The organism is Alcanivorax sp. (genome assembly GCF_017794965.1).
Lineage (GTDB): Bacteria > Pseudomonadota > Gammaproteobacteria > Pseudomonadales > Alcanivoracaceae > Alcanivorax.
The window spans coordinates 3,906,614-3,932,871 of record NZ_CP051240.1 but is presented as its reverse complement, the minus strand read 5'-3'; the positions used below and the strand labels follow the sequence as shown (position 1 = coordinate 3,932,871).

Sequence of the window (26,258 nt, the reverse complement as noted above, 5' to 3'; positions counted from 1 at the left end):
CCGATTAGAATGTCCGGCTCGCCCGGCGGAACCACCCGCCCGGCACCGTGAACACCAATGGACCACCGCCGTCATCATGCACAGGACGCAACCGCGCACACAATCCGCCCTTTCCGGCAGCCGCCTGGTGCAGCTGCTGAGCAGCCTGGACAGCAAGGCCGCCCAGGCCAGCCACGGCGACTTTGCCGAGCGTCTCGGGCGCCTGTTTGACCTGTCCGATGCCATTGCCCTGGACGGTGCCACGCGGGTTGCGCCCAAAGGGCCCTTCAGCCCCGGCGACGATCTGACCGCACAGCTGCAGGAGCACCTGCTGAAGACCCGCCGTGCCCTGCTCGACCACCTGGGCCGAAGCTTCAGCGGCGAAAAAGCCGCCTCGGTAATTGCCCTGCCGCCCCTGCGTGACGACGCCGACCCCGAAAAGCGCCCCAGCTTCGGCGCCTACGAGCGCTTCTATCAGGCCCACCAGCGACAGATGATCGCCGGCCTGAGCAACCTGCGACTGCGCTGCCGTCGCCTGCTGGCCGGTCACAGCGCCTCGCTGGCGCACCTGGCCGAACTGGACGCCGTATTTGAATGCGGCCTGGCCAGCTACGCCCGCCAGGGCTTTGCCGCCCTGACCGGCGTACTTGAACAACGCTACCGCCTGCTCTGGCAGCAGCGCGACCCTTTCCATACCCCCGCCGACTGGCTCCGCCCACAGGGCTGGCTCACCCAGTTTCGACGGGAACTGAAAATGCTGTTACTGGCCGAACTGGATGCCCGACAGGAACCGGTTCTTGGCCTGCTCGCGGCGGCCCGGGAAGCAACCGATGCGGCCCCCGCCGACGCGCATGACACCAATGAGGTAAGCCCCACTCCATGAAACGCTATCTATTTGCTGCGCCCTTTGTGATCGGCGCCATCGCAGTCCTGAGGATCGCCATCACCTTCGTCAGCCAGCCCGTGGCCTTTACCGTGACCGCCATCATTGCCGCGGTCTATGCCCTGGGCTTCGCTGAACTGCTGCGCTTCCGGCGCAATACCGCCGCGCTGGACAAACGCCTGGACGACCTGCCGGACAGCCGCGAAAGTCTGCGCCACTGGCTGCAGAGCCTGCCGGTGCCGCTGCGTCACAGCGTCCAGCGCCGCATTGATGGCCACCCCGCCGCCCTGCCCGGCCCGGTACTGACCCCCTACCTCACCGGCCTGCTGGTGATGCTCGGCCTGCTGGGGACCTTTGTGGGCATGATCGTGACCCTGCAGGGCGCCGCCACCGCCCTGGACGGCAGCAGCGAGCTCACCGCCATCCGCAGCGCCCTGTCCGCCCCCATCGCCGGCCTGAGCCTGGCCTTCGGCACCTCTATCGCCGGGGTAGCTGCCTCCGCCATGCTCGGCCTCACCGCCACCCTGTGCCGCCGCGACCGCATGCTGATCTCGCGCAAGCTGGACACCCTCAGCGACACCACCCTGCATGCCTTCTCTCTGGATCATCAGCGTGAAGCGGCCTATCAGGCCCTGCATCAACAGAGTGAAACCTTCCCGGCCCTGGTGGACGCCCTGCAGGCGCTGGCGACCCGCATGGAAGGCCTGGGTTCTGAACTGCGCGACAGCCTCACCGGCAACCAGCAGCAGTTCCATGAAGCGGTGAACAGCCAGTACCGCCAGCTGGCCAGCGACGTCAGCCAGTCCCTCAAGGACACCCTGGCCGACAGCAGCCGTCTAGCCGTAGAGAACATCCAGCCGCTGATGGAAACCTCCCTGGCCACCCTCAACCAACAGGTGGAAGGTACCCATGCCCGTCTGGCCGAGCTCACCGAGAAGCAGCTCAGCGACCTGACCCGGGAATTCCGCGCTACCACCGAAGCCGCCGCCAACCACTGGCAGCAAGGGCTCGACACCCATCAGCAAACCAGCGCCCGGCTGGTCAGCGATATCAGCACGTCCCTGGCGGAGCACCACGATCGCTTCAAGACCAACAGTGACAGCCTGGTGGAGCAACTGCGTGACAGCCAACAGGGGCTGGCAGAACAAAGCCGCGAGCAACTACAAACGGTGGCCGAGCAGTTCGCGCAAGCCAGCCGCAACGGCCAGCAACACTGGCAGGAGCAACTGGCCGAACAACAGGCCCAGCACGTCCGTCAGCTGCAGGAAGCCCGTGATGCCCAGGCCGCCCTTGCCGAACAGCAGCAAATCCGCCTGAATGCCGCCACCGGCGAATTCAGCCAGGCCATTCAACAGGCCGGCGAACAATGGCAGCAGCACAGCAGCCAGCAACAGCAGAGCAATGAGCAACTGCTGCAGGCCCTGCGCGACACCTTCAGCAGCAACAACCAGCAATTCGAAGCCAGCACCGCCAACCTGCTGGACGGCCAGCGCGAAGGTCTGGATCAACTGGTAGCGGGTATCCGTGGTGAACTGGCCGCCCTGCGTGACGCCGAAGCCGAACGCGCCAGCGCCGCCAGCGATCGACTGGCCGCTCTTGAGGGCACCGTCAGCGAGCACCTGACTCGCCTGGGCTCCGCCCTGGAAGAACCCATGACCCGCCTGATCGAAACCGCCTCGGAAACCCCGAAAGCGGCGGCGGAAGTGATCACCCGCCTGCGCGAGGAAATGACCCGCAGCAGCGAGCGCGACAACGAACTGCTGGAAGAACGTCAGCGCATTACCGAAGAGCTGGATCAGTTGCTCAGCAACCAGCGCGACGCGGCCACCGCCCAGCGCGAGGCCATCGAGACCCTGATCACCCGCGCCAGCGAGACCCTCAGCCAGGTGGGCGACACCTTCACCCAGCAGGTCAGCGAGCAGAGCGAACGCCTCAATGAAGTGGCCGGCGATGTGACCGGCAGCGCTGCCGAAGTGGCCAGCCTCAGTGATTCCTTCACCACCGCCGTGCAGCTGTTCAGCGACAGCAACGACAAGCTGCTGGACAACCTGCAAAAAGTGGAAAGCGCCCTCGACAAGTCCGCCATCCGCGCCGATGAACAGCTGGCCTACTACGTGGAACAGGCTCGCGAAGTGATCGAGCTGAGCATGACCTCCCAGAAAGACGTGATCGACGCCCTGGGTAACCTGTCTGCGGCCGAGGCCAGCTGATGGAAGAGCTTCACGACGACGCCCAGGCCTCACCGGTCTGGGCCATCTTTTCCGACCTGATGGCCGCGCTGGTGGGCATCCTGGTACTGGTGCTGGTGTGGGTCATCGGTATCCAGCTGGAACTCAGTGAGTCGCTGCAACAGGAAAAGGAAAAACGCCTCGCCGAAGAACAGCGCCGCATGGCACTGGAAAAGGCCCTCGCCGATCCACTGGCCAGTGGTCGCGTTACTTTTCGCGATGGCCGCATCGGCATCAGCGGCAGCGTGCTGTTCCAGATCAACTCCGACCAGCTGCAGGACGAAGGCGAAGTGCTGCTCAAGGATCTGGTCAAGCCGCTGCAGCTGTATCTGGACCAGCATGACGAAATGCTCATGGTCAGCGGCTTCACCGATGACCTGCCGATCCAGCGAGGCAACAGCCGCTTTTCAGATAACTGGGGACTGTCCGCCCAGCGCGCCCTCACCGTTACCCGCAGTCTGATCGATCAAGGCATGCCCGCCGACCAGGTGTTCGCTGCCGCATTTGGCCCTCACCAGCCAGTGGTCCCCAATGAGGACAACGCCGCCCGGGCACAAAACCGCCGGGTGGAGCTGACCACCGTGCCGCGTCGTAACACCGACGCCGCTGCAGAGGGTAGCGATGACTGACGCAGTCTCTCTCAGTGATCTGGCAAACCGCATCGACACCCTGCAAGCCCAGGGGGCGGACCGCTTTGATCCTGCGGGCTTCTGTTTCCTGCAACGCCAACAGGAACGGCTGGCGCAGCTGCGCCACACCAGCCCACGCCCCCTGAACCGTCTAGCCGAGGCAGTGCACAGGCTGGAACAGCAACTGGCAACGGCACAACAGCAGGCCGAGCAACACTGGAACCCGGAGCAACAACCGGAACTTACCCCGCTCTACGAACAACACGCCTTCAAGGCATTACTGCGGCAGCTGGCTCCAAATCCGTCACCCTCCCCCCTTGCCGAAGTGCTGACACAGCTGCGCCAGAGTCATAGCGGAGAACACAAACCGGACAACCGCGATCCGCTGCGTGCCATGCTGCAGGAACAGGAAGGCGATCTGTTTGAAGCAGATGCGCTACCGCAACCGGCAAGTGATGCACCAAGAGAACTGAAAGCCCTGAGCCGGGTGCGCGCCGGCCAGCAACAACAACGCAAACGCCGCCGCATCGAAGACGCCCTCACCCACACCCCCCCCGATGCCGGCCCGCTCAATTCCCACCGTCTGGTCACCCACGCCATCAGCGCCCTCAAGGACCTCTCCCCCGCCTATCTGGATCACTTCGTGAATTACGTAGACACCCTCATGGTGCTGGAAAAAGCCGGCAAGAAACGCGGCGGATGATGGAAGCCTGGCGGCGCCTGATGCCTGATGCCTTTTTGCATCGGTACAACACACGCTAGCTAGAACCTGCCGTAGGAGCGGTCGTTCGACCGCGATCCGAGCCTAAGCGAGGTAAGGATTCCAGAAACACATCCCGAAGATCAAAACCCAAACCGCTTTCCATGCTTCTGGTTCTTCCCTTCGAAACTCGCAACTCGAATCTTTTTACCTCGCCAAGGCTCGGATCGCTTGCAGGCAAGCTCCTTGTATCTCTCCACGAGTGCTGATTAGCTACCAGCACTCACGGGTCGGGTTAAAGCCTGACAAGCTCCTGAGGGCATAGACCCTGTGACGTAGATCCTGGCTCCGACCCATTCTCTTAAATCTGAACGGTATCCGGGCTCTCCCCTCCGCGGGATGAAGCCGTATAAGCAAGGGAAGACACGAGAGATGCACTTCGTTGGAATTGATGTCAGCAAAAAGAGCCTCGATACACTTTGGCTGCGCCAGGCCAATCCCCGGAAGGTAAAAACACGGGTTTTCCAGAATCGGCGCGGGAAGGAGCACGAGGTTGCGCAGTGGCTGCTCAAGCAGACCGGTGCTGAGCCGTCCGAGATTCATGTGGTGCTGGAAGCCACCTGTATTTATCACGAGAACCTGACCTACGCACTCCATGAAGCTGGGTTGCAGGTGTATGTGGCCAATCCGGCGCGCACCAGGGACTTCGCCAAGAGTGAAGGGTTCTCAAGCAAGACAGACAAGCTCGACTCGCTGTGCCTGGCTCTCTACGTGAAAGAGAAGCATGAGCGACTACATAAATGGCAGCCGGAAGCGCCAGAGATCAGGCAGTTACGAGCGCTTGGTGCTCGTCTGGAGGCCTTGGAGAAAGACCGTCAGCGGGAAGAAAACCGGCTTGAGAAAGCGGAATTCAACCAGTCAAGCGAGCGAGTCATTGCCTCTATACAGGACATGATCGCGACACTGAATGAGGAGATCCGCAAGCTCAAAAAGGACATCGATGACCACATTGATGGCCATCCTGAACTGAAACAGGACCGCTCACTGCTGGAGAGCATCACTGCGGTAGGCGATGTGATGTCCCGAGAGCTGCTGTCGCTAATACACAGTCGGGACTTCCGGTCAGCCAAGCAATGTGCCGCCTTCCTGGGCATTACGCCGGTGCACAATGAATCCGGCGACTCCAGAAAGCCGACAAAGATCCGCAAAGGTGGCCGCGCCAACGTACGGGGAAAATTGTTCATGGCAGCAGTCACAGCATGCACCCACAACCCCGATATCCGGGCACTGAGACGGCGCATGGAAGACAGGGGGAAGACAGGTAAAGTGATTGTGGTGGCAGCAATGCGCAAGCTGGTGCAAATCGCCTATGGGGTAATCAAGCACCAAAAGAAATATACCCCACAAGTCGCATAGAGACGGCTTGCAGGGTATGGAGAGAGACGGTATCTACAGCAACCTTCCGCTTTTGTGCGATGAAACCGCACCAATGCCAGCAGCAGGGCATCATCCCCGTTAGAGTGAGTCGAGGAACGGAATAATCTGAAGGCGAAGAGCAAAAAACCTGTCTGAGCGGAGCGAGTCTTTTTTGCGTCCTTCAGATTATGAGTACCGGAGTGTGCCCGCGGAGCGGGCCGAACGGAGTCGGGGCAAGGGGGGCGTAAGCGGGGATTTGCAAAACATGTTTTGCCCGCTGGAGCGCCATTCCCATACCGGGGAATGGCCGGAACGCCAGAGGGGTGTCGCGCAACACCCCTTTGGGCCCGTCCGGCGAGGACAAGCACGTGCCAGAGGGCGATGAAAAATCAGCAGACATCAAGTCATCCAGGTGGGCGCCACAACCAATACAGGTTCGCACCTCGAGCGTAGCTCGCAACTAATAATACTCCCGCAGCCCGGCTTCCCAACTTTCCAACACCGCATCCACCCCGGCCAGCAACCCAGCCTTCAAACCCTGTTGATAACGTCGGGACGCCGACGTGGACAGAAAACTTTCATAGCTGGCAATTTTTTCCAGCGGCAACTCACGATAGGTAAATGCCAACGACAACAGGGTCTGCTGTTCAATCAACTGCTGCATGGCGCCCTGATGCTGTTGTAGCTGCGCATCCAGTTCCGCTGTCTCTACAGGTGCATCCGGATTCGTCGCAATGGATTCCGCCATGAAGCTGGCCAGCATGGCTTTCTTCTGCAGCGCCATCCCCAGGTCAGAAGACTGTGTCAGCGCATCCAGCCGCGCCGCCGCCTCCATGCGAGGTCGGTCCGCCACCAGCGCCTCCGCCGCGGCCTTCATGGCAGGCAAGGCATCCGCCTCCAGGCCCTTCAATTCCAGCTCGGTAATGCGCTGTCCCAACGGCGAGTCATACCACAGCATCAAGGTCTCCCTGTCCCCCGGCTGCAACGCCTCAGTGACAGCGTCCTCCACATATCGATAAATCACATCCCCGCGCAGAGACTCCATGGCAATGTGCTGCAACACCGCCTTTTCCTCACCCTCAAATGCCGGGTTCTGTGCCAACGTACCCTGCACCATTTTTTCGAACACCGGCATCTGACCGTCCACACCGGAGGCCACCAGGAGACGACTGACAGACACACGCTCTTCCGCTATCGCCCACTGGCTGACAGCCAGCAGCAATACCGTTACCCCGTAGAGCCAAAAATGCTGTTCTCGACGCCCGTTTTTCAACGTATTACCCATCCACTGTTACCACTCTGATGTTTGTTAACCCCAACCCTAACGGCTTGCACACAACCCTGCCAGCACTTGGGCATGGTGTTATCGCAGGGTAAACTGCAATGACAACGACTGCCGGCAATCCCATCCATGGCCCACAAATCCCTCATAGCGTTGACACTGATGTCGCTACTCTTCATCCCTGGCATGGCAGCTGCCCAGGATTGCCAGTTGAAGATTCACCACAGCGCCATTGATGCCAAACACCACTTCAGTCTGGAAGTCAGCTGCAAGGGCACCTGGAACACCCTCACCTACCTGCTGCGCGCCAGCCGCACCCGCAACGGCACCACCCTGATCAACAGCGAGTCCAGCAAGTTATTTATCGAAGGGAACAGCAAGAAGACCGGCGACGTGGCACTGGATCTGTTGCCGGGGGATGAGGTGCTGGTGGAAGCCCGCATTCTGCAGGCCTGTGAAGTGCTGGGGGAAACCAAGCTGAGTTATACGCATGAGCCCAAAAGGGCAGCTACTCCTCGAGCGGACTCAACGCCGCAACAACAGCAGAATCAAGAGTAACTCATAACGCCCGGCGCAGCGGGCAAATTGGAGCGAGGAACGAGCGGAAATTTGATCCGCCTGCCGCCGCTTGTTATGAAAGGCCATAGACCAGCCCAACCGCTATAAAAACACCGCTAACAACCCCGATAGCTCTATGAGCCCACATGAGCTTTGCGCTGCGCTTTACAAGGAATGCCAAGTAAGAGCCCAGCCAAGCAATAAGCCCAAATATGCCCAGGTTCACTAAAATTGCAGCAAGCCCATCAACCTCATATGCATTCCCAAACTTGTCTCCATACACAGCCCTACTTGAGAGCAGGTTATCGAACGTAAGGAATATCAGAAGGCCCACCACGAAGAGAACAGGGATCATTCCGGCCACATATATGAAGTTGGGTCGTTTACTCATATTCATAACAGTTTATTCAATTGCAGATGCGATATAACACTTTGCTGTATATCCCCGATCTACCCCACCTCAAGAATCCCAACAAACCGCCTATCGATCAGTGACTTGCCCCACAAGCAGGAACCACTTTCAACAGACTTTTCTTGCACTTGCGTGTTGAACGGGAATTTTTACTCGGAGTTTTCTTGCATCCACTTTTCTGAAAAACCACTTTAACTCAACTACTTACAAATTTATGCAAGCCATATCCTGCCTATTCAACTTGCGCGCGGGTGAAAACCGGAAGGGGTGTTGTCTTATTCAGCAAATCTGCAACACCCAGACACCAGTTCGCGGGCACGGCATCGCCGCCAACCCGGCGCCTGAACGCGCCTTGTCGCTTGCAGCTTGAAACTTGCAGCTGGACTTATTTCGCCGCGCTCAATTGCAGCATGTAGATAACGGCATTGCGGATTTCCTGATCGGAACAGTCGTAGCAATTGCCGCGGGGGGGCATGGCGTTGATGCCATGAATGGCTTCCTGGACGAGGGTTTCGAAACCTTCCTCTTCCACTTCGTGGGACCAGTAGAGACGGTTTTCCTTGCCGACCTGGGGCGCGCCGGCGGCGCCACTGGCGTGGCAGGTGGCACAGTATTGCCGATACAACAACGCCCCGCTGCGCTGTTCCGCCGGTTCGGCGGAGGCAGTCGGGGCGTTGCCGGCAGGATCGCTGTCAGAACAGGCGGCCAGAAACAGGGCCGCCGTCACTGCCAGCATCCGCATCAGGTTACTTGCTCTCGTTAACCATGTACTCGACGGCGGCCTTGATCTCGTCGTCGGAGCAGGTCATGCACATGCCTTTCGGGGGCATGGCGTTGAGGCCGTCGATGGCGTGCTTGACCAGGGTAGCGTTGCCCTGGGCGATACGCGGTGCCCAGGCAGCAGCGTCGCCCGTCTTGGGAGCGCCGGCAGCGCCAGTGGCGTGACAGGCAGCACAGGAGGCATTGTAGACGGCGTCACCGGAGCGCGGGCCACTGGCCACTTCCTCACCCGCCGGGGCGGCGGTGCCACATTCTTCGCCTTCCACACACACAGAACCGACCGGCTTGATACGCTCTTCGATGGCGCGGTCGCTGAACACGGAACGCTCACCCAGCGGGTAGGGGGAGATTTCCTTGGTGTTCTTGGCAGCCACATTGCCGGCGGCAAACAGGGCGGCAATCAGTACCAGGCTGGCTGTCAGACTCTTTTTCACAATTACACCTCTACTGTTCTGTGAGTCGCCTCAGGGGCGTGCGGTTGGCGATTATACCCGCTCAGGCCGTGGGGACAAAATGGCATCTTGTTGCGGCTTTGGTCGGTGGGCACGCCAAAAGCTGAAGGCCAGAAGCCTGAGGCCCTATCCAGCGCCACCAAGGCGCGCGATCCCTGGTTTGCAGGGGTCGCTGGCGTAGACCGTAGACGTTGAGCTACCGATTTTCTGCCTTTCGCGTCTGGCGTCAGGTATCCGACACCAGCTGATCTTCCATCACCCCATGTCAATACGGGGTAAACACAGGGTAAACCGGCTGCCCTCGTTCACCACACTGCTGACCCGGATGTCGCCGCCGTGGCGCTCGGTGACCACCTTGACGAAGCGCAGCCCCATGCCGGCGCCGCGCACGCCGGCCCCGCCGCTGGTGCTGGCCCGACTGAAGCGCTGAAACAGGCGCGTCTGGAATTCCGGGGGAATACCCACGCCGCGGTCCCGTACCTCGCAGCACACCTGGGCGTTCTCGGCATACAGGCGCACATCCACCGAGCTGCCCTGGTGGCTGTACTTGATAGCGTTGGTGAGCAGATTGACCACCAGACGCTCCAGCAACTCATTGTTGCCCTGTACCCAGACATCCTGGTCCGGGTCGTAATCGAAGCGCAGCACGATATCGCGCTGCTGGGCCTGGATCTGCACCTGATCAATGGCGCTTTCCACCACGTCGAGCATGTCCTGCTCGTTCATTTCCACGCTTTCCACCGCTTCCACACGGGCCAGCTGCAGGAATTGCTCGGCGATGTTCAGGTTCTTCTGGGCGTAGTGCTGCACGTTATCCAGAAACTGGGGCAATTCGCCCTCGGCGCTGCCCTGACGCATCTTTTCGGTGAGCGCCAGCACCGAGACCATGGGAGAACGCAGGTCGTGGGATAGGAAATCCAGCATTTCCGAGCGGGTTCGCAAGGCCGATTTCACCTCGGAGATATCCTTGAAGGACAGGATCATCATCCGCCCCGGGTTGTCACCGGCATGGACCAACAGCATGTCGAGGTACAGATCTGCCCCCTGACGGTTACGGCATTCCAGCTGGCTGCGGCCTTCGGCAAGGGTGCGGCGCAGCAGCTCATCCCAGCCATGCTCGCGTAGCTCCAACTCCCGGCCAATGTCGGTTACCGGAAAATCCCCGCTGTTGAGCAACCCGGCATCCACTCCCAGCAACAGGGCCGCCTGGGGGTTGGCAAACACGATGCAGCCGCAGGCGTCGGTGATAACCACACCTTCACGAATCTGCGCCAGAGTCACCTGGAAGAAACGGGTCAGCGCCTCTTGCCGCTCCTCTTCCCGACGCAGCCGTTCGATATGGTTTTCCAGTACTTCATAGCGCGGCCCGGCACTGGGCACACCGGAGCGGATACGCACCAGCATGGCGTGCACCCAGTAATCATAGGTATCGGCATCCAGGCCCTGGTGCCACACCACCTGCAATTCATAACGACGCCCTTCGTGACGGAAGCGGTACTGGCGCGCCAGAGAGCCCTTCCATTCCGGGGCTGCCAGGGCGGCGCCACCGGCATGTTGACCATCCGGACCATTGAGCTGCCAGGCCTTTACCGGCAACACCTTGTCCAGCATGAGGCCCAACTGCTCCAGGGAGGCAGCGCGGGTGAGACGGCGATTCAGCTCACTGTATTCCGACAGTCGCTCCAGCGCCTTGCGCATATAGGACAGGGAGTATTCCAGCCGACGCCAGGTCCACAGCGGGTAGGCCATCAAGGCAGCGGTCATGGCCGCCGCCGGCGGCAACCACAACCGCAGGGTAATCAGCATGACCATGCTCACCAGCATGCAGGACAACATGATCGCGGCCACCAGCGGGATGCTCCAGCGCGGCAACACATAGGGCAGCAACAGCGGCGCCAGCAAGGCCAGCAGGGCGCTGAGAATGAGCACGCTGGGCAGGTTCAGTTCACGGATGAGGCGATCTTCACGCAGGGCATCAAGCAGGTTGGCATTGATCTCCACACCGGCCATGAGCTCACCGTTGTTGGCCAGCGGAACGGGCAGCATGTCACCGAGCCCCGCAGCGGTGGCCCCCACCAGCACGATGCGATCGCGGATCAGTTGTTCAGGAATCAGGTTTTCCAGCAACTCCACCGCAGACACCTGGGGATAGCTGTTGGGGCCGCTCACGAAGGGGATATAACGGTGGTAGCGGCGCACATTGGCCAGCCCGGAAAATTCTTCTCCCTGACCGGACGGAAAACGGTTCTCGGCCAACTCACCTTCATGCACCAGCAGGGTCTGGGTAATGTGCGGCCACCAGGCCTGACCAATGCCGGAGCGCATGTACACGGAACGGGCCACCCCATCCGCATCCAGCTCCAGGTCCACATGCCCCAGCCCGGCGGCAGCCCGGGCAAAGGGCGAATGGGGCAACACTTCGATCAGCTGGCCCCCGGCCCGTAACTGCTCCACATGCACTGGCAGGTAGACATGGCCGTTGGCGGTCATGGCCTCAACCAGGGCCTGGTCGGAGGCCGGGTTGTTCAGGTCCGGTTCGGACAGGATCAGATCCATCAGCACCGCCCGGGCCCCCATCTCGGTCAGACGGTCGATAATCTGGGCATGCACCTTGCGGTCCCAGGGCCAGCGGCCGATTTCACGCAGGCTGTATTCATCGATCCCCACGATCACCACATCATTGGCAGGCTCGTCAGGCAGGGTCTGCAGCAGGCTGTCGTAGATATAACGATCAATGAAAGAAAGGGCACCGCTGACACTGAGCAACACACTCAGGCCCGCCACCAGCAACAACACGGAAACGTGCTCGGCCAGATAACGACGCTGATCCAGTGTCAGGCGACGCTTCATTCCTTACAACGCCAACATCAGTGCGAGCCCGCCAAGGAAGACCCACAAATCCCAGTCCGCTTCTTCTTCCGGTTCCGGCTCGGGGGCCGGCTCAGGGGCCGGTGGCGGGGGCGGGGTGATCTGAATATCCTGCCAGGCTTCTTCACCGCGCAGGCCATGGGCATCTACCGCGCGCACCAGCAGCCGATACTCGCCTACCCCCAGCGGCTGCTGCCAGCGGGTTTCAGTCACAAACTGCTGGCCCAGCAGTTCTCCGCCGGGCTGTTGATACCATTCCACCGCGTACTGTTGAGCCTCTGCCTGGGCAGGCCACACGGCCTCCGCCCCACTGTGAGTGGTGGTCAGCGCCAGGGATGGGGCGGGCAATAGTGCCACCGGGGCAATGGGCGGCTCATCCACCGGGGCCAGGGTGGCGAAGCCCTGGGTAACTTCCCGGGTGGTCTCCCGGCCGGTCACATCCACCTGCCCCTCCAGCACCTCGTTGCGGGTGGTCTCCGCGCCGTCCACGGACAGGTAATATTCCGTGCCGCGCACGGCGGCCACCACACCCGGGGTGTAGACCTTGAAAGAAGCTTCCTCCTGATCCTGCGATGACACCGAGTTACGGATACTGCCACGCTCCAGGCGCAGATGGGTCTGCTCACCGTCCTGCCCCAGGAAGCGACGATACTGATTGACCACCAACAGACTGGCAGGCTTGATCATGACCTCGGACTGATCGGCGAAGTGCAGGCGCACACTGCCATCGCGGCCGGTTTCCAGGGCGTCACCAAAGGCAATGGCCTGCCCCTCGCGAACGATCACCGGTTCACCGCCCGCCGCGGGATACAGCAGCACTTCTCCGCTCACCGCACGGGCGGTGGCAGAGATGGGTTTTTCCTTGAGCCAGTCGATGGGGACCCGCAGGCTGTCGCCAGGGCGGAGGCTATGGGGGTCGGCCAGGCCGTTATAGGCCGCCAGCTCGCGCCAGCAGGCATCCGGCTGCTGGGCAAAGCGATCGCAGATCTTCCACAGGGAATCACCGGGTCGAAGGGTATAGTGCCAATCATCTTGCGCGCTTGCCGCAGACGACAACAATCCCAACAGCAGCGCCATCCACAACCAGCCCTTCATGTATCCCCTTCCTGAATAATAATCTGCTCTTTATTCTTCAATCGGCTCCAGCCGGTAACCATGCTGGTACACCGTCTTGATACGGTAGCCACGTTCCGGACGAATCTGCAGGCTGCGGCGAATACGGCTAATGTGCACATCCACCGTGCGTGATTCGATCGGCGTCATGATACCCCACACCTTTTCGAGCAGGTGCGCACGGCTCATCAGTTTACCCACATTCTGAAACAGGTAGCAGGCCAGCTCGAAGTCCTTGTCGGTGAGTTTCACCGGTTCTTCGTCCAGCAGGATCTGCCGACGGGCACGATCCACTGTCCAGGGGCCCACCGTAAGCGCTGTTTCTTCATCCATTTCTGCTACCCCTGCCCGGCGCCCGAGGGCGGTGATCCGGGCCAGCAATTCCGCTTGCTTGGTCGGTTTTACCATGTAGTCATCTGCGCCGAGCGACAGGGCGCCGACGATCGAAGATTCATCATCACGCTGGGTAGCAAACAGCACCGGGGTGCGGTTGCCACTGGCACGGACCTCTTCCAGAACGGCATAGCCATTCATGTCCGGCACTTCCCAGTCCAGCAGGAGAATGTCGAAAGTGTCACGCCGCAGCATGGACATGAACTCCCGCCCACTGGAATGATGCAGACAGTTATGCCCCGCCTCCTTCAGCCAGTGTGTCACCAGCTCGGCCTGGGCCATATCATCTTCCAGATAAGCAATCCGCACGGTTTTCTCCATCACTTTGCTGCTTGCGACTGTTGCAAAGATACCGATTCATCAAAGAGTTAGCGGGAAAACATTGTAAAATGCCAACCCTTCGCATTCGACACTAAAAGGCCGCCAACGTCCACATGATCCGGCCGCATGCCGGACAATCAAGCCGCTTTACCGGTCAGCTTCAGCCCCACCACCCCGACAATAATCAGCGCCATGAAGGCCAGCCGCGCCGCGCTCAGGGGATCACTGAACCAGAGAATACCGATGATCGTGATACCTACCGCACCCAGCCCGGTCCACACCGCGTAGGCGGTCCCTACCGGAATGCCGCGCATGGCATAGGACAACATCAACATGTTGAGGCCGGTGAGAATCAGTGCGGCCCCAATGGACCACACCCCAGGATGGGTCTGTATCCATTTCAGACTCAGCGCCCAGGCAATCTCCACGAATACCGCCAGCAACAACACCACCCAATAGACGTTCATCAGACTCTCCGTCATGCATCGGGCTCGTACAGGGAGCAAGGCCACCGGAAACCCGCAAGAGGCAGCCTGCTGCACGTTGCCGCACCAGAACAGTGCGGCGCGCAGATTATAACCAACTCCACCGCGGATGCACCCCATCCATGGACGCCACCGCCACAACCGGCTATCATTCGCCGCCGTTGGATCCCCAAGTTCCAGCCTGCACAGCCAGGGCGCCCGAACGGCCCCCAACCGCTGTGCAACAAGTTCTGCGCCCGTAGCTCAGCTGGATAGAGCGTTGCCCTCCGGAGGCAAAGGTCAGAGGTTCGAATCCTCTCGGGCGTGCCATATAAAAAGGCCTCTCATTCGAGAGGCCTTTTTTTGTGCCGTTCCGCGGCTGCAACAGGCTTCACGCAACCCGCGGCACGTCAAAATCGAAAGATCCAAGGCGGATTTGACCACACAGGACACAGCGTTCGGATTGCGCAGTGCTGTTGTTCTTTCCGTAGGAGCTTGCCTGCAAGCGATCCGAGCCTGGGCGAGGTAAAAAAAGATTCGGGGCTCGAGTAACGCGCTTCTGGTATCCATTCCTCGCCAAGGCTCGGATCGCGGTCGAACGACCGCTCCTACAGCGGCTCTGTTCGCACCTAAAGAGGTGTTATTCGCTGCGCAACGTACCTACGGCGGGGTTTAGAGATTTCTGCGACCTCTGTGGTATGGCTGGCTTTGCTGCCTGTGTGGGAAGTTCAGCTTGCTGAACGAATGCGGCTGTAGACCAGGGGAAATAAAGGTTCATCTCGGAATTTCGGGAAAAGCCCGATTCAAGCCTCCCCCTTTCCGTAGGAGCGTCGCTGGCGGCGCGATAACCCAAACCTGAAAAACGACATTTACCACAGAGGCCACAGAGCACACAGAGTGAAAACCTGTTTTTCTCGGTGATCTCTGTGGTGAGACAGCTTTTGATCCTGGTCTTGGAATCGCGCCACCACCGAGCGTAGCGAATAACCGACGCTTGTATGTTTGAATGCCTCTCCTGCAATGATGCAGGACTTGCCGGGGTGGAGGGACCAACGACGCATCTGACCTCAGGGTACAGACGGTAGGAGACTTGGCCCCACCCCGCACCTATTCATACGCCGATAAAGAATCCATCGGCTGAGTTGCACCTCAGACCGACGATACCAGCAAGCCAGCGTTTAGGTGCGCCCCGACAAGCATGTGTAACCTAGCTCAAGGGGCAGTTCAGTGGCAATGCAAGTAGCAAGATCTATCGTCGGCATCGACGTCGCCAAGGCCGAGTTGGTCATTCATTTCCAGGGCCAGACGTTCACCATCGAGAACACCCCCAAAGCCATTAAACACTGGCTCAAGAGCCTGCCATGCTCCTGTGAGATCGCCATTGAGGCCACAGGGACTTACCACATGGCAGTCATCGAGTTGGCCCATGCCAAAGGGCACCACATTTACGTCATTGATGCTTCACGTCTCAGCAGCTACCGCAAGGGAACAGGCGGCCGAGCTAAAACAGACGCCTCTGACGCCCAGCTGCTTGCCCGCCATCTGCAGAGAGAGAAGGAGGATCTGCGCCGTTGGAGCCCGCCGCCCAAGGCGTATCGAACACTGCAGACACTGCTACGCCGCCGCGCGGCGCTGATCAAGGCGCGAACCATGATCCAACAGAGCCTGGGTGGCGAAAAGATTCTCAAGGCGAGCCTGACAAGGCTGATCTCACAGATCAACAGTCTGGATACACTAATCCAGAAGCATCTTCGCAACACCGTAAGAGAGGCAGGGCTCTGCGATCAGGTACAACGCTGCAAATCTCTGGAAGGTGTGGGCGATCTGACGGCTTACGCCTTGGTCATGGCCTTCCTGCGAGGAGACTTCCGCAACAGCGACGCCTTCGTCGCCTTCCTGGGGATGGATGTCCATGTAAAGGACTCCGGCACCAGAACGGGAAAACGCAAGCTGACCAAAAAAGGCGACTCAGAGACCCGCAGACTGCTTTACTGTGCGGCCATGGCCGCTCGTAAAAGCGCCCGCTGGGCGGGTGTCTACCAAGGTTATCTCGACCGTGGCCTGGCGAAAACGCAGGCCCTGGTCATCCTCGCACGTAAGCTGGTCCGTATCGCCTTCGCGCTGATGAAGAGCCGTACTGACTACGTATCTATGCCTGCCTCATAAAAGGGGTGGACAACATAGAATCTCCTACGGAATGGTCTTTGCAATTAGCCATTCCCGCCAATCCGCAACCCAAAAAAACGCCTCCACCAGCAACGCAGCCGGAGGAGGCGGGTAACCGGTTGCCGGACGGCAAGAGACGCACTCTCACCTGCCGGGCCGCCGGTCGCGTGCGGCACCGTCAAAGCGGCTTGTTGTAGCGCACGACACTAACTGGCTTTCAGGACATCATCACTCTTCACTGCCGACCCCGACGGGTCAAGCCAATCGAACAGAGCTATACGGATTTCGCGGAAATAGCGACCACCCACGGTCCAGTGATCACAGCCCGGAATCTCGACCAACTGGCAGCGCTCGCCATAACGGCTGGCGATCTTGCGCTGCACATTGATAGGGGTAATACGGTCCTCCACACCCCCGATGATCAGCACAGGACAACGGATACTATCGGGCTCCACGTTGGCAAAGCTCTTGCGGCTGAACGCTGCCAGCGTCAACTGGAAGGTCACCATGCCGGACTCATAGCCACAGCCGAAAAGAATGTCCTGCTGCACAGCCTCGCTCTGTGCATTGCCGATACCGTACTTCACATTGGCCAGGCCCAGCCGGGTGGCGCTTCGCCACAACGGAAACCGGAACAGGTTTCTGCCCAGGGTACGGAACACTGACCAGCCCAGCCCGTTAATCCCGGCGGGGGCAGCAGAGGACAACAGAATCAACCGCTCACAGGGCACCCGCGCGGCCAGCAGCTGGGCCAGCAGCCCGCCCAGGGAATGCCCCACCACAATGGGCGCTGCGTCCATCTTCTGCACATGCTCGACCAGAAACGCCACGTAATCCTGCAAGCGGGCCCGGGCCAGGCTGGCGAGACTGGCGGTGGTATGTTCGGCCAGCGTACGGTGAAAAGGCAGGGTGATCGCCTCCACCTGATAACCCTGCGCCACAAACGCATCACGCAACGCCTGCAAGGTATTGCCATCGCTCCACATGCCATGGATCAGCAACACCGGCGGTCTGCTGTTGCTCTTCATTGTCTCTCTCCCAAAACAGCGCCAGGGCTCCGTACTCCCCGGTCAGACATCATCGCAACAGGGCCTCAGGCAGAGGCACGCAATGGCGTGACCTTGTTGTCAGCGGCCGCTTGCGGGCCGGTAAATTCCAGGATGCCATCCTGAACCGGAGCTTCTGTCAGCAGCTTTTTGTCATGGCCATAGTGCATGGTGACCTTCCACGGACCGCCCCGGCCCTGGCGTGGCATGCGATCCCTGGCCCGGCTGATATAGCCCGGCGCAAAGCCATCGAGCATGCCCACATCCGTGAGGTTGTTGTGGTGGTCCACCGGGGTGGCCACGGTGGCACCGGTCTTTTCCATCTGCGCGAACAGTCGGCACAGATACTGGCCGCCGATATCACTTTTCAGCGTCCAGGGCGCATTGGTGTAGCCAAAAATCCAGCCATAGTTGGGAATGTCCTGAATCAGGATGCCCTTGTAGGTCATCTTCCGGGTCAGATCCACCGGCTGCTCATCCAGCTCAAGCTGCATCCCGCCCATCAGCTGCACATCCAGGCCCGTGGCCGTGACAATAATGTCCGCATCCAGGTGCTGGCCGGAAGCCAGCACGATACCGGTGTCGTCAAAGCGTTCGATATGGTCAGTGACCATGTCCGCCTTGCCGGAGCGCAGCGCCGCAAAGAAATCCCCGTCCGGCGCCGCACACAGGCGCTGGTCCCAGGGCATGTAGGACGGGGTAAAGTGCTTCACATCGATATGCGGCGCGCGCTTGCTCATGTGGGAGATGAGCAGCTTGCGGGCCTTGTTCGGCCAGCGCTGACACGCCAGGTACAGCCCCCGCTGAAACAGGATGTTGCGCTTGCGGGTCATATTGAAGACCCACTTCTTCGGCAGCACCTTGTTCATGGCCCGGGAGATCACATCGGTATCCGGCATGGCCATGATGTAACTGGGGGAGCGCTGCAGCATGGTGACTTTGGCGGCGGTTTCCGCCATGGCGGGCACCACAGTGATGGCGGTGGCGCCACTGCCGATCACCACCACCTTCTTGCCACGGTAGTCGAGATCCTGCGGCCACTGCTGGGGGTGCACGATCTGCCCCTTGAAGTTTTCCTCGCCGTCGAAATGAGGACGGTAGCCATGGTCGAAATTGTAGTAACCGGCACAGTTGACGATAAAACTGCAAGTGAAAGTGCGGGTTTCGCCGCTGGTTTCATGCAGAGCGGGAATGGTCCACTGCTGCTCGCCGCTGGACCACTGCGCCTTTTCCAGCTTGAGTCCATATTTCACCTTGTCATACAGCCCGAATTCCTTCGCGGTCTCCGCCACGTAATTGCGGATATCGCCACCTTTGGCCAGCACCTTGTCGGAATACCAGGGCTTGAAGTTGAAGCCGAAACTGGCCATGTCGGAATCCGAGCGGATACCGGGATAACGGAACAGATCCCAGGTGCCGCCCACCTGCTCCCGGCGCTCCAGAATCGCCATGCTCTTGCCCGGGTATTGGCGGGCGATATGGCAGGCGGTACCGATGCCGGAGAGTCCGGCACCAATGATGATGATGTCGTAGTGCTGGGCGGTCATGGCCGTCTCCTTGTTATTACTATTCGCTCTCTACCCCATGACTATTCCAGAAGCCGGGCTTGACAATATTGACGAATGTGGACATTTTTTTGACGTATCGCGACAGCCTGACGGGCAACAACCCAATGAATTGCAGTGCATTGACACCACATCCCGGAAAACCCGATCCGTGCCCAGCCTGATCCGCGCCACCAACCTGTGGGGCTATGAAGAACAGGTGCGTCGCCGGGGCGGCGACCCCCTGCCGTTGCTGGCCCGGCACCATATCCCGCCAGCGTCACGGCGGGAGGACCAGGGGTTCCTGATTCTCAAGCACTTCATCGCACTGCTGGAAGATACCGCCCGCACCCTCAACGATCCGGCCTTCGGTATGAGCCTGGCCGAATATCAGGGCATGGATATCCTCGGCCCGGTGTCCGTGATTGCCCGCAGCGCCAGAACCGTGGGGGAAGCTATCCACAGCATCAGCCGCTACCTTCACCTGCATTCACCGGCACTGAGTGTGGAAAGCAGGCAGGAAATACGAGAGGGCCAGCCGGTGATGCAGTTTCGTTACCATGTGGATGTGCGCGAGCAGGGATACCGGGTGCAACCCCACGAACTGGGCATGGCCAATGCCATGCAAGTGCTCAAGTTGCTCTGTGGTGAGCATTTCAGGCCGCTTTCCGTGCATTTCAGGCATCCACGCCATGCCGACGAGGACGCCTACCGGCACATGTTCCGCTGCCCGGCGTTTTTTGAGCAGGACTGGACCGGCTTCTACCTGCCGCCATCCACCTATGCCCTGCCCCTGTCCAGTGCGGATCACCAGACCTGGCAACTGGCCGAGCAATATCTGGACTCCCAACAAGCCCCCAATGCCCGCACGCTCAGTGAAGATGTGGTGCGGCTGATCCACACCCTGCTGCCCACCGGGCACTGCAGCAGCCACACCATCGCCGGGCACCTGTCCATGCACAAGCGCACCCTGCAACGGCGGCTTGCCAGGGAGGGCACCAGTTATGAGCAGCTGCTCAGCGAGGAACGCTTCACCCTGACCCGGCAGTATCTGCAGGAACCCAATCTCAAACTCAGCCAGATCGCCGGCCTGTTGGGCTACTCTGAACAATCCGCCTTCAACCGTGCCTGTCGTGACTGGTTCGATCTTCCCCCAGGCGCCTACCGTCGGCAATTACTCGGCCAGTAACCGCCATTTCCCCACCGCTTTTACCCAATGCCATGCCGCGGCCAGGCCGGTCAAATTTCCACCAACCACAACATTATACAATGTAAACATGAAGCATCTTCACAGCATTAAACAGCATGTTTACGCCAAAATTAATAAATTTTAGCGACAAACGGCACATTTTTCCGAGCAACCCCATAGCCATAGCCGACATCTCAGTGCTACCGTTCGCGCGCAAATCTCATAACTCGGGAAAGCTATGATGAAGTATTCGAACAAGATGATTTTGGCGGCCTCTATTGCTGCCGCATCAAGCCAGGTAATGGCCAATGGCCTTGCACTTAACGAGCAGAGCGCCTCCAGCGCCGGCTCCGCTTACGCAGGGCGCGCCTCCACCGCCGCCAACGCCAGCACCCTGTTCGGCAACCCGGCCGGCATGAGCCGCCTGGAGCGCGCCGAGGTGTCCGGCGGTCTGGCCTTTATTGATGCCAGCACCGATATCAGCGATGCCAGCGGTCAATTAGCCCCCGGCCTGCCTGTCTCCGGCACTAACGATGGCGACATGGTGCCCTTTTCCACCATTCCGTTTGGTTACTACGTCAGCCCAATCAACGACAAGCTGCACGCCGGCATCGGCGTATACGCGCCCTTTGGCGTAGAAAGCGACTATGAGAATGGCTGGCAGGGCCGTTACGAAGGGGTGACCAGCATGGTGCAGGTCGTCACCCTTCAGCCCACCATCAGCTATGCGTTCAACGAGCGCGTCTCTGTGGGTTTCGGTCCGACCATCAACCATATCTCCGGTGAGCTGACCAGCAACGTGCCGGGCGCCGCTTTTGCCACGATTAATCCGGCCTACGTCGGCGCCCCCGACAGCGAAGTGGAAATCGAAGGCGATGACATTGCCTACGGTTATAATCTGGGCGTACTTTTCGGGATCAGCGACCGCCTGGACTGGGGCCTGACCTATCACTCCAAGGTGAACTACAGCCTGGAAGGTGATACCACCATCAGCGGCACCCCCGCACCGATCAACACGGTTCTGGATGGCAAGTATGATGCCGAACTGGACATCACCATGCCGGAATCCGTGGACACCTCCTTCAGCTATCAGGCCACCGATGCGCTGGCCCTGTACGCTGGCGCCACCTACACCCGCTGGAGCCGCCTGGAAGGGATTGAGGTGGAGAACAGCGGCATCAACGCCATGTTCCAGCCCAGCTTTGGCACCATCACCGAAGAGCTGGAGTGGGAAAACACCTGGTCCTTCGCCGTGGGCGGCGCCTACCAGCTGAACCCGAGCTGGGTGATCCGCGCTGGCTACGCCTTCGATGAGTCCCCCACCAACGACCAGCACCGCACCGTGCGGATTCCGGTCAGCGACCGCGACATCTACACCCTGGGTGCAGGCTGGAACGTTTCCGAGGACCTCACCATCGATGCCGCCTACGCTTACATCAATGAAGAGAAAGGCAGCGTGACCCAGGACACCTACAGCGCAGACTTCGAGAACAGCGCCCACGGCCTGGCCCTGCAAGCCACCTACCGCTTCTGATCCACACAGAACGCGGAACACAAAAAAGCCGGGCATCTTTGCCCGGCTTTTTTGTAGGCCGCTCTGCGGCTGCAACACGCTTCATGCATCACGCCACACGCAAAAGACAAAACCCTTATCACAGAGGACACAGAGCGCGCAGAGAAAGCCCCACTCAGTGAACTCTGTGCCCGCTGTGGCAAAACCGGCTTTACTGCTTGTGCGGGAAGTTCCGCTTGCTGAACGAAACCAGCGGCGCATAAAGACCGTTCACCACGGTCTTTCATCACCCAACCTGCCCGCCGCTAGCGGCCCTGCTCGGCCTCGGTCAGGCGCTTCGGGTGCTCGCGGGTCACCCTGCCCACCCATAGCGGGTGCGGATCAGCCAGACGCACACGTCTGCGGAACTGGCGACGAACAACCCACAGGCTCGCGGCCACCGCCAGGACCACCAGGTTCACCAGTAAGACATCCGGCGCCTGCCAGGCATGCCGCCCTTCCACTGCGAACTGCGCCACCGGGATGGCCAGATAGAGCAAGGGCGCAATACGCAGCATCAGACCACTGAAGCGCAACGGCGAGGCACGCAGACTCCACACCACCAGCACCACCAACAGCCCCCAGAACACCTGTCGTTCCGCCGAGGCCACCAGGGCTCCCCAGGGGGTATAGGGCAACAGCTTGCTGACCAGGAAACTGACGGCGATGCCGCACACCACCCCAAAACACAGCCCCAGGGTCAGGCGCAGCAGAAACGCGGAACTGCGAGAGGGCCCGACGCGGTCACTGCGGCGCTCACACCAGAGAATGTTCCCGGACACAAACAGCACTGCCCCCAGCAACCCCATGGCAAAATACAGCAGCTTCACGCCAGTACCGCCGTAATCCCCGAAATGCAGGGAGTAAACTGGCGAAATCGCCGCAAAGTTGAAGGTGCGATTACCCGGCGCACTGACACGCAGCGGCTTCATGGTGTTATCCAGAACCACGTGGGCATGGTGCCCCAGGTAACCTGGCTGTGAGCCCGCCACATCCATCCAGCCCGCAGCATCGCCATAGCCACGAATCTCCACCCAACCCACATCCATGCCCGGCAAGGCATTGTCGGCAGCCGCCAGGTAGTCCGCCATGGGCGCCATTGCAACGGATTCGCCCTCACTTTCCACCGCCGGCCAGATATCGGTTTCCTTCTGGATCACGCCCTGCAGCTGCGGACCGAACACCAGGACCCCCATGACGATGGCCATGACGGTGAACATGCCCATGGCCGCCCCGGTCACCGACATGATCAGGTGAAACGGAAAGCTCAGCACCCCAATCAGGTTATGCAGGTTCTTCCAGTAGCGCCGCAGGTTGCCCTGATGCCTGATGGCAAACAGCTCCTTGCGCAGCTTTGGCCAGTGGATCACGAGCCCGCTGAACAGCGCCACGCCATACAACACCGCAATGAAGCCCATCAAGGTCATGCCGATATTGATCAGCCCACCGTTGCCGGGAATACCCAGCTCGTAGTGCAGCTCGTTGATGAAGTCCGCCAGCTCCGAGCCTGGCGCCTGATGAAAGCGGCCATCGTCGGAAAAACTGGAAGCGTGGGCGGTGCGCCATTCTCCCGGCGCCTCCCCCTCTCCCGGCTGGAACCACATGGCCCCCGGGTCGTCATCCGGCAGAAAGAACATGCGCTCGGCCGCTGCCGGGAAGCGCTCGACCAGTTGCTGCAGGAACGCGTCTGGGTCCGCCGGGGCGGCAGCCGCCTCATGCCCCTGGTGGGCTTCCTGCCAATGATGCAGCTCATGATGAAACACGTTGATGGCGCCGGCAAAGAACGCCACAAACAAGGCAAGACCACTGACCATGCCCACCCAGGCATGCAAATCGATAAAGCGGCGCAGGCGCTCAGCTTTCATTCATCACCTCCGCTCATGCCGCACCGCCATAAAGCCCGGTGCCCTGTAACGCAAGCCAGGCAGCACCATTGGCCAGCAGCAAGCCAACCAGCACAGGCCAGGTTTTTTCCACCATCGCCGCCAGCAGGCTCAGCCCCATCCATAGCAGCGTACCGAGGAGCAACTGCAACACCAGCCAGTCCTGCCAGGGCACCGGCACCCATGCCGCCGCCAACCCCGTCAGCATCAGGGCAAGGGGCAGGCACAGCAACACCACCGCGAGGGCCCTCATCGGACACCGCCCGGTTTGCCGTTCACTTTCTGGAAGCTGTCACGGTAATGGCCGGCCCACAGGGACATCAGCAGCACCGCCAGCAGCAGCAGCCACATGGCCACCATCAGCCCCACCCCCAACCCCAGCGTCAGCACCCACAAGGCGGCGGACGCCAGTGCCATCAACACACCAAGGGCACGCACCACGGTCGGCAACGGCCGATCCAGCCAGCGCTGCTGGCGATCAGAAAGATAGATGAGGGCCGCCGCAGAGAGCGAGGCCAGCAAGGAAAACCACATAAGGATGAGCGGGTAATTGTAAATAGTTCTCATTAGATATGAGGAACCGGCAGGCGTCAATGACTCACCCTGAAACGATCCGTCAGTTACCCGTGCGCAGTGGCGCCAATGCCTCTGTGGCCGTACTGAGGCGCGCCGTGGACAGCCGATTCCAGTCGATGCCATCACGATCCGGCATCCACACATCCCGGAATGCTGCCGCATCCGCCACCGCCATTTCCGGGCTCAGCATGGTCACCCCGAACCGGCCCTCCGCAGACAGCCCGCCCACCTGACGCATCACTGACCACCAGCCCGCAGGACGGGAGTGCAGTCCCACATGGCTCAGGTTGCAGTCCGTTACCGGCTCGGCGATGGCACATTCCAGGGTATTGTCCTGCTGGGTACTGACCCCCTGTCGCCACAGCGCCGAACCGGCCACGATCACCACGGAGGGGAAGGTCCGCATCAGGGCCTGCAGCACTTCAGCTTCAGAGAGGGGCTCGCCCGCGATCACACGATAGAACACGGGTCGCTCCGGGGCTACCTGACGGATCACCCCTGCCTCCAGCCAACGCAGTGTCACATCCAGAGCATGCTCGCGCCCACCCGGCAGCTGCTGCTTCAAATCCGACAGAGAGAATATCCTTGGCATGCTGTCCAGGGACGGCACCATCACATCCGCTTCCATCAAGGCTCCATGACCCGCGCCATCGGCAATGGCAGACCCAACCGCTGACGGATCACCATGACGGCCCGCAGCAGCTCGCAGCAAATCGCCACATGACGGGATTCCGGGAGACACTCCCGACTCAATAGCACGGCCTGCGCAAGGCGGCTTTCCGAGTGGTTGATCTGTGCTTCGGTCACCCGGCCGGGAAATTGTTTGGCGGTAAGACGGCGGGTCAGCAACTGGCCCTGCAGATCTTCTTCCAGGTTCAGATAGGCGCGCTGCACCAGGCTGTGACTCCCAATACGGCGCATGGTACGTGCCGCATGACGACGACGAGTCTTCACTTTTCTGAGAGGGAGCATGGGTACCAGCAGGGCAGCCAGCCTGTCCAGCCAGGGCACCCAACTCGCTCCCCGCTGACGACCGCTCAGGTACCACCACCATGCCTGAAGCCGGGCAATATCACTGCGCAATACCCGGACCTGACGCCACTGCCAACCGCCCACACCGGACGCCAACCCGGCACGGTAAACAGCAAGGTATTCCGACAAGGCCTGCAGGCGATGCTCCACAGCTTCGAGCGCAAGGCCATTGAGGCTTGTGTCGCTGGACGAGCGGGAGGACGTCATAGATAAGCTCCTGGTACTTCGGTTGAGACTGCCGCGAACGCACAAACGAACCCCCAGCCTGCTCAAGGAGCCTCTGAATTACGCCTTGCGTACTCAGCGAGACCTCGAGCGAGCGAGGCATTATTCAAAGGCTCCTAACGTCCGGTCCGGGGAGCGGTACTAGGGAGCCTCTGAATAACTCCTTGCGTACTCAGCGTGGCCTGGAGCGCGCAGCTGTTGTGTCTTGTCTCGATGGTCAGGGTGGCTCCCTTTCCGAGAGGCAAGGCGCAGCAGATGTGCGCTCTAGGCCGCGCCCTCCGGGTCTTCCAGGCTGGCCCGCACTCGTTGTTGCGCTTTTTCGACAGGCAACCAGCATGCCATCAAAAGCGCGCCTAGATTGCGAGCCAGCCTGAAAGACTGAGCATGCAAGGAGTTATTCAGAGGCTCCCTAGCCTAACCACCACCTCGTCCCCACCCCAGCGCGAAAATGTGGCTTTTCGTAGTACCGCGTTGCGGTTTGTTTCGTCGGGGTAAATTGCAGGAACCAGTTCACAAAATTGATTACTCAAATCATCGCCTCTACCCACATTCTGCTGATACTTTACG

Annotated in this window: 24 protein-coding genes and 1 tRNA gene; 10 read left to right on the top strand and 15 right to left on the bottom strand. The window is 60.3% G+C overall.

The window, feature by feature from the left end:
- The first annotated feature begins 76 nt into the window (after positions 1–76).
- From HF945_RS17215 to HF945_RS17195, 5 genes are all read left to right on the top strand, one after another.
- On the top strand, positions 77–862 hold the full coding sequence (locus HF945_RS17215; RefSeq protein WP_290523786.1) for a DUF3348 family protein: 786 nt from the start codon (positions 77–79) through the stop codon (positions 860–862).
- Positions 859–3,072, top strand: coding sequence for a DUF802 domain-containing protein (locus HF945_RS17210; protein ID WP_290523785.1), 2,214 nt, complete (start codon positions 859–861; stop codon positions 3,070–3,072). Before HF945_RS17215 ends, HF945_RS17210 begins: the two co-directional genes overlap by 4 nt.
- Positions 3,072–3,719 (top strand): OmpA family protein, encoded by a 648-nt coding sequence (locus HF945_RS17205; RefSeq protein ID WP_290523784.1) that lies wholly within the window; start codon positions 3,072–3,074, stop codon positions 3,717–3,719. The genes HF945_RS17210 and HF945_RS17205 overlap by 1 nt, the downstream gene beginning before the upstream one ends.
- Positions 3,712–4,422 (top strand): DUF2894 domain-containing protein, encoded by a 711-nt coding sequence (locus HF945_RS17200; RefSeq protein ID WP_290523783.1) that lies wholly within the window; start codon positions 3,712–3,714, stop codon positions 4,420–4,422. Before HF945_RS17205 ends, HF945_RS17200 begins: the two co-directional genes overlap by 8 nt.
- A gap of 429 nt (positions 4,423–4,851) precedes the next feature.
- Positions 4,852–5,835 (top strand): IS110 family transposase, encoded by a 984-nt coding sequence (locus HF945_RS17195; protein WP_290522779.1) that lies wholly within the window; start codon positions 4,852–4,854, stop codon positions 5,833–5,835.
- Positions 5,836–6,295: 460 nt separating this feature from the next.
- Here the strand turns inward: HF945_RS17195 and HF945_RS17190 are convergent, their stop codons facing one another.
- Positions 6,296–7,120 carry a hypothetical protein gene (locus HF945_RS17190; protein WP_290523782.1) on the bottom strand — a complete coding sequence of 275 codons (825 nt, stop codon included), beginning with the start codon at positions 7,118–7,120 and terminating at the stop codon, positions 6,296–6,298.
- 126 nt (positions 7,121–7,246) lie between these two features.
- Here HF945_RS17190 and HF945_RS17185 point away from each other — a divergent pair, with 126 nt between their 5' ends.
- The gene (locus tag HF945_RS17185) at positions 7,247–7,675 is read left to right on the top strand and encodes a hypothetical protein (RefSeq protein WP_290523781.1); all 429 of its coding nucleotides are present in this window, start codon (positions 7,247–7,249) and stop codon (positions 7,673–7,675) included.
- Between the two features lie 73 nt (positions 7,676–7,748).
- Here HF945_RS17185 and HF945_RS17180 read toward each other — a convergent pair whose 3' ends face one another.
- The 7 genes from HF945_RS17180 to HF945_RS17150 all read right to left on the bottom strand — a co-directional run bounded on the left by HF945_RS17180 (position 7,749) and on the right by HF945_RS17150 (position 14,481).
- Positions 7,749–8,072: a hypothetical protein gene (locus HF945_RS17180; protein ID WP_290523780.1), complete on the bottom strand. Its 324-nt coding sequence runs from the start codon at positions 8,070–8,072 to the stop codon at positions 7,749–7,751.
- 400 nt (positions 8,073–8,472) lie between these two features.
- Positions 8,473–8,829 carry a c-type cytochrome gene (locus HF945_RS17175; RefSeq protein ID WP_290523779.1) on the bottom strand — a complete coding sequence of 119 codons (357 nt, stop codon included), beginning with the start codon at positions 8,827–8,829 and terminating at the stop codon, positions 8,473–8,475.
- 4 nt (positions 8,830–8,833) lie between these two features.
- Complete coding sequence (locus tag HF945_RS17170; RefSeq protein WP_290523778.1) at positions 8,834–9,301, bottom strand: cytochrome c5 family protein; 468 nt, start codon at positions 9,299–9,301, stop codon at positions 8,834–8,836.
- 273 nt (positions 9,302–9,574) lie between these two features.
- Complete coding sequence (locus HF945_RS17165; protein WP_290523777.1) at positions 9,575–12,169, bottom strand: CHASE2 domain-containing protein; 2,595 nt, start codon at positions 12,167–12,169, stop codon at positions 9,575–9,577.
- Between the two features lie 3 nt (positions 12,170–12,172).
- Positions 12,173–13,282 (bottom strand): FecR domain-containing protein, encoded by a 1,110-nt coding sequence (locus HF945_RS17160; protein ID WP_290523776.1) that lies wholly within the window; start codon positions 13,280–13,282, stop codon positions 12,173–12,175.
- A gap of 30 nt (positions 13,283–13,312) precedes the next feature.
- On the bottom strand, positions 13,313–14,002 hold the full coding sequence (locus HF945_RS17155) for a response regulator transcription factor (RefSeq protein WP_290523775.1): 690 nt from the start codon (positions 14,000–14,002) through the stop codon (positions 13,313–13,315).
- A gap of 149 nt (positions 14,003–14,151) precedes the next feature.
- Positions 14,152–14,481 carry a multidrug efflux SMR transporter gene (locus HF945_RS17150; RefSeq protein WP_290523774.1) on the bottom strand — a complete coding sequence of 110 codons (330 nt, stop codon included), beginning with the start codon at positions 14,479–14,481 and terminating at the stop codon, positions 14,152–14,154.
- A gap of 250 nt (positions 14,482–14,731) precedes the next feature.
- Here HF945_RS17150 and HF945_RS17145 point away from each other — a divergent pair.
- Positions 14,732–14,808, top strand: a tRNA-Arg gene (locus HF945_RS17145).
- Between the two features lie 903 nt (positions 14,809–15,711).
- On the top strand, positions 15,712–16,644 hold the full coding sequence (locus HF945_RS17140; protein ID WP_290525365.1) for an IS110 family transposase: 933 nt from the start codon (positions 15,712–15,714) through the stop codon (positions 16,642–16,644).
- Positions 16,645–16,850: 206 nt separating this feature from the next.
- Here the strand turns inward: HF945_RS17140 and HF945_RS17135 are convergent, their stop codons facing one another.
- Both HF945_RS17135 and HF945_RS17130 read right to left on the bottom strand, forming a co-directional pair.
- Entirely contained in the window at positions 16,851–17,672 is an 822-nt protein-coding gene (locus HF945_RS17135; RefSeq protein ID WP_290523773.1) for an alpha/beta hydrolase, read from the bottom strand.
- A 65-nt stretch (positions 17,673–17,737) separates the two neighbouring features.
- Complete coding sequence (locus HF945_RS17130; RefSeq protein ID WP_290523772.1) at positions 17,738–19,237, bottom strand: NAD(P)/FAD-dependent oxidoreductase; 1,500 nt, start codon at positions 19,235–19,237, stop codon at positions 17,738–17,740.
- A 169-nt stretch (positions 19,238–19,406) separates the two neighbouring features.
- Between HF945_RS17130 and HF945_RS17125 the strand changes: the two genes are divergently transcribed.
- Both HF945_RS17125 and HF945_RS17120 read left to right on the top strand, forming a co-directional pair.
- Positions 19,407–20,423, top strand: a complete 1,017-nt coding sequence (locus tag HF945_RS17125; protein ID WP_290523771.1) for an AraC family transcriptional regulator ligand-binding domain-containing protein — start codon at positions 19,407–19,409, stop codon at positions 20,421–20,423.
- 238 nt (positions 20,424–20,661) lie between these two features.
- Positions 20,662–21,957 (top strand): outer membrane protein transport protein, encoded by a 1,296-nt coding sequence (locus HF945_RS17120; RefSeq protein WP_290523770.1) that lies wholly within the window; start codon positions 20,662–20,664, stop codon positions 21,955–21,957.
- Positions 21,958–22,241: 284 nt separating this feature from the next.
- On the opposite strand, the gene HF945_RS17115 is transcribed toward HF945_RS17120, so the two are convergent.
- From HF945_RS17115 to HF945_RS17095, 5 genes are all read right to left on the bottom strand, one after another.
- On the bottom strand, positions 22,242–23,840 hold the full coding sequence (locus tag HF945_RS17115; protein WP_290523769.1) for a PepSY-associated TM helix domain-containing protein: 1,599 nt from the start codon (positions 23,838–23,840) through the stop codon (positions 22,242–22,244).
- A 13-nt stretch (positions 23,841–23,853) separates the two neighbouring features.
- On the bottom strand, positions 23,854–24,111 hold the full coding sequence (locus HF945_RS17110; RefSeq protein WP_290523768.1) for a hypothetical protein: 258 nt from the start codon (positions 24,109–24,111) through the stop codon (positions 23,854–23,856).
- Entirely contained in the window at positions 24,108–24,392 is a 285-nt protein-coding gene (locus HF945_RS17105) for a hypothetical protein (RefSeq protein ID WP_290523767.1), read from the bottom strand. The genes HF945_RS17110 and HF945_RS17105 overlap by 4 nt, the downstream gene beginning before the upstream one ends.
- A gap of 82 nt (positions 24,393–24,474) precedes the next feature.
- Positions 24,475–25,062, bottom strand: coding sequence for a hypothetical protein (locus HF945_RS17100; protein ID WP_290523766.1), 588 nt, complete (start codon positions 25,060–25,062; stop codon positions 24,475–24,477).
- Positions 25,062–25,673, bottom strand: coding sequence for a hypothetical protein (locus tag HF945_RS17095; protein ID WP_290523765.1), 612 nt, complete (start codon positions 25,671–25,673; stop codon positions 25,062–25,064). Before HF945_RS17095 ends, HF945_RS17100 begins: the two co-directional genes overlap by 1 nt.
- Positions 25,674–26,258: the final 585 nt, after the last annotated feature.